We start from the raw sequence: 4,332 nt of genomic DNA on the forward strand, positions 1-4,332 counted from the left end.
CCCTCATCCTCCCCAGCCCTAGCCCCGCTCCCCACTGCTGCCCGCATTCTGCTTGTCGATGACAACGCCGATGTGCTCGCCTACATCAAGCGATTGCTGAGTCAGCAGTATGTGGTCGAAACCGTGCGGGATAGCCAAGCCGCGCTGGCGGCCATCGGGCAGCAGCCCCCCGATCTGATCCTCAGCGATGTCATGATGCCTGAGCTAGACGGCTTTGAGCTGCTGCTGCGGCTGCGGGCTGACCCGCACACCAGGGAGTTACCGATTATTTTGCTGTCGGCGCGGGCCGGGGACGAGGCTCGACTGGAAGGGCTGGCGGCGGGGGCTGATGACTATTTAACCAAGCCCTTTTCGGCCCGCGAACTGCTGGCTCGGGTAGAGGCCACCCTCAAGCTGGCCCAGCTGCGGCAGCAAACTAAAATCGCCCTACAGCGCAGCGAGCACCGCTACCGCACTCTGTTTGAGTCAATGGACGAGGGCTTTGGCATCTGCGAAATGCTGTTTGATGACAGCGGCGAACCAACAGACTACCGCTTTTTAGAAATTAACCCAGCCTTTGAAACTCTGAGCGGCATGGAGCAAATGGTGGGCAAAACGGCGAAAGAACTGGTACCCAACCTGGAAGACTTTTGGGTTGAGACCTACAGCCGAGTATTGGCAACCGGCGAACCCTGCCAGTTTGAGCATGAAGCGGCGGCCCTGGGCCGCTGGTTTGACGTCAGCGCCTTTGCCCTGGATGACCCGCAGCGCCGCAAGTTTGCCATTTTATTTACCGAGATTAGCGATCGCCGCCGAGCCAAGCGCGATCGCGAGCGGTTTTTAACGGTGGGGGCAGACCTGCAGGTGGTCAGCAGCAGCGACGGCTATTTTCAGTGGGTTAGCCCCACCTTTGAGCGCATACTGGGCTGGGTTCCAGCCGAAATGATCGCTCGACCCTGGCTTGAATTTGTCCACCCCGACGATATTTATAAAACTGTTACCGAAGATATCAGCCTGTTCGCGGCTCATCGCGAAACCCTCTCCTTTGAAAACCGCTATCGACACAAAGATGGGTCTTACCGCTGGTTTCTCTGGAATGCCCGGTCTTACCCGAAGGAGAAGCTGATCTACGCGGCTGCCATTGACATCACTGAGCTCAAGCGCACCGAATTCAATTTGCGCGAGAGTGAGACCCGCTTTCGGCAGATGACCGATGCCGCCCCGATGATGGTATGGATCTCCGGCCTCGATCAGCGCTGCACCTACTTCAACCAATCGTGGCTGGCCTTTACGGGCCGCACCACCGAGCAGGAGATCGGCGACGGCTGGACCGAGGGCATTCACCCTGATGATTTTCAGCACTGCCTGAGCACCTACACCAATGCCTTTAATGCCCGCACTCCATTTCAGATGGAATACCGGCTCAGGTACAGAGACGGCACTCATCGCTGGATCTTTGATGTAGGCGAACCCCGCTTTGCGGCCGATGGCGAATTTTTAGGCTATATCGGCTCGTGTTTTGATGTTCACGATCGCAAGCAGGCCGAAGAAGCCCTGCGCCAGCGCGAAACCGAACTGCGGCTAGTCACCAATGCTGTGCCCGCCCTGATTGCCTTTGTCGATGCTGAGCAGCGCTACCGCTTTAACAACCAGGGTTATGAAGACTGGTTTGGCCAGTCTGCCGCCGATCTCTACGGTCGGCACATCCGAGATGTGATGGAAGAGGACTCTTATGAACGGATTCGCCCCTATATTGAACAGGTTTTGGCCGGGCAGCAGGTCACTTTTGAGCGCTCCGTCGAATCTAAAAATGGCCGCATTCGCTACCTAACCGCTACCTACGTACCCCGCATTAATGACCGGGGGGAGGTGGAAGGGTTTGTGGCGCTGATTACCGACTTGAGCGATCGCAAACAGGCTGAAATAGCCCTCAGCCAGAGCGAAGAGCGCTACCGCTACCTGGCCGAATCCATTCCTCAACTGGTGTGGACAGCCAATAACGAGGGATTAATTGTTGATGCCAATCAGCGCTGGTTGACCTTTACCGGGCTTACCCTCGACCAGGTGAAAACCGAGGGCTGGCAGGTGGCCGTTTACCCCGACGATGTGCCTGACCTGGCGCAGAACTGGGCGATCGCTCAGCAGACAGGCACCAACTATCAGGCCGAAGGCCGCCTGCGCCGGGCCGACGGGGTCTATCGCTGGCACTTGCACCAGGCGGTACCGATGAAAGACCCCCAGGGACAGGTGATCAAGTGGTTTGGTACCGCCACCGACATTGAAGACCAAAAACAGCTCGAACACCAGCGCAGCCAGCTTCTCCAGCAGGAACAAGCCGCCCGCGCCGCCGCCGAAGCCGCCAGCCGCACTAAAGATGAGTTTTTGGCTGTCGTCTCCCACGAGCTCAGATCGCCGCTCAACCCCATTTTGGGCTGGGCCACCCTGCTGCAAAATGGCACCCTGAGCGAAGCTAAAACTAAGCAGGCTCTGGCCGTCATTGAGCGCAACGCCAAGTTGCAAACCGAGCTAATCGATGACCTGCTCGACGTGTCGCGCATGCTGCGGGGCAAGCTTGAGATCAACGCCACTACGGTCAATTTGGCCGCCACCATCCGCGCCGCGATCGAAACTGTGCGGCTGGCGGCAGAGGCCAAATCGATTCACCTTGACGTTCACCTCGACGACAACATTGGCCTGGTTTCAGGAGATGCCACTCGCCTTCAGCAGGTAGTGTGGAATCTGTTGTCTAACGCGGTCAAGTTCACCCCCGCCAAGGGGCAGATTGTGGTGCGGCTGGCCAGAAATGACGACAACCAGGCCGAAGTTACCGTCACCGACACCGGCAAGGGCATTGCCCCCAACTTTCTGCCCCTCATTTTTGACTACTTTCGCCAGGCCGACAGCGCTACGACACGGCAGTTTGGCGGTCTGGGCCTGGGTCTGGCGATCGTGCGCCACCTGGTCGAACTGCACGGTGGCACCATTCGGGCCGATAGCGCTGGCGAAGGGTTGGGGGCAACCTTTACCGTCACCCTACCGACTCTGGCCAACCAGCCTGCCACCGATATGGAGGCCCGCATCAAAGCACCCGCGCTAAATCTGCGTAGCACTCACGTTTTAGTAGTCGATGACGATGACGATACCCGCAATTTTATTGTCTTCCTGCTGGAGCAGGCCGGGGCCAGTGTGGTCTCAGCTACCTCTGCCCAAGCCGCTCTAGAGGCCCTCAAGCAGTCGCAGCCCCAGGTTTTAATCAGCGATATTGGCATGCCCGAGATGGATGGCTACATGCTGATGCGGCAGATCAGGGCGTTACCCACCGAGGAAGGCGGCCAGATCCCAGCGATCGCCCTGACCGCCTACGCCCGCGAGTCTGATCAGGAGCAGGCCCTAGCCGCCGGATTTCAGCGACATGTGCCTAAACCCGTGCAGCCCGCCGCCCTCATTCAGGCGCTGGTGGGGTTGCTCTAGCCTCAAGCCTTGGGCGATCCCAGCGGTCCCAGCAGCAAAAACGGCCAGGGCAGTTCGATATCGGGCACCAGGTCGGCGTGAGGTTGCAGCCCCGGCACCGCCGAGGGCAGCACAAACCGCAGCGATCGCAGGGAAGCCGGTCGGTGCCCATCGGCATCCACCACGCCATACTCGCGGGCCAGTTCGGCCACGATCTGCACCTGTCCAGCGCGGCGCAGCACCTCAGGGTCTGCGGCCAGGGCAGCCATCACTCGACCCGTCAGCAGGGGCGTTTCCCAGTTGTAATTAGACTTGCTAGAGTCTGCTTGAGCCCCGCCGCCAGAGTTCCCCCCCAGGCCCATCTCGGCGGCAAACTGAGTCATCAGCTCGGTGCCGACAATGCCAGGCCAGATCGAGAGCGAGGTGACCTGATATTTTTTTAGCTCTACGGCCATATCGGCGGCCATGCGATCGCAGGCGGCCTTGCCCACCCCGTAGGGCACGCCAAAAATGTACGACAGCCCGCCCCACGACGAGAGCGTGCAGATCAGCCCTCGCCGCTGCGGCACCATTAGGCGAGCCGCGTAGACGCTGGCGACGTAGTGGCTGCGCAACCCCACATTGTTGCAGGCATCCCAAAAGTCGGGTTCAGCCTCCCAAAAGGGCTTGCCGTAGGCGGCTTTGAGCGCCGATACCCCAGCATAGGCATTGTTGACCAGCAGGTCGAGCCGCCCCGCCTGCTCGGTCTCAATGCGCTCAAACAGGGCGCGCACCTGGTCATCGTCGCTGTGGTCAACCTGCACCAGCACCGCCACCCCGCCCGCCTGACTAACCGCCTCAGCGGTCTCTTCGAGCGACCCCACCGACTCGTCCGTCGCCGTCAGCGTGCGCCCCGTCAGGTAG

2 protein-coding genes are annotated in these 4,332 nt (G+C 59.9%); one reads left to right on the top strand and one right to left on the bottom strand.

Annotated features, from left to right (window positions below):
• On the top strand, positions 1-3,450 hold a 3,450-nt coding region (locus IQ273_RS31075), incomplete at its 5' end, for a PAS domain S-box protein (protein ID WP_194026951.1).
• Positions 3,451-3,452: 2 nt separating this feature from the next.
• Here IQ273_RS31075 and IQ273_RS31080 read toward each other — a convergent pair.
• Positions 3,453-4,332: SDR family NAD(P)-dependent oxidoreductase (locus tag IQ273_RS31080; protein ID WP_194026952.1), on the bottom strand; the 880-nt coding region annotated here is incomplete at its 5' end.

The sequence above is a fragment of the Nodosilinea sp. LEGE 07298 genome, from assembly GCF_015207265.1.
In the GTDB taxonomy this organism is placed as follows: Bacteria; Cyanobacteriota; Cyanobacteriia; order Phormidesmidales; family Phormidesmidaceae; genus Nodosilinea.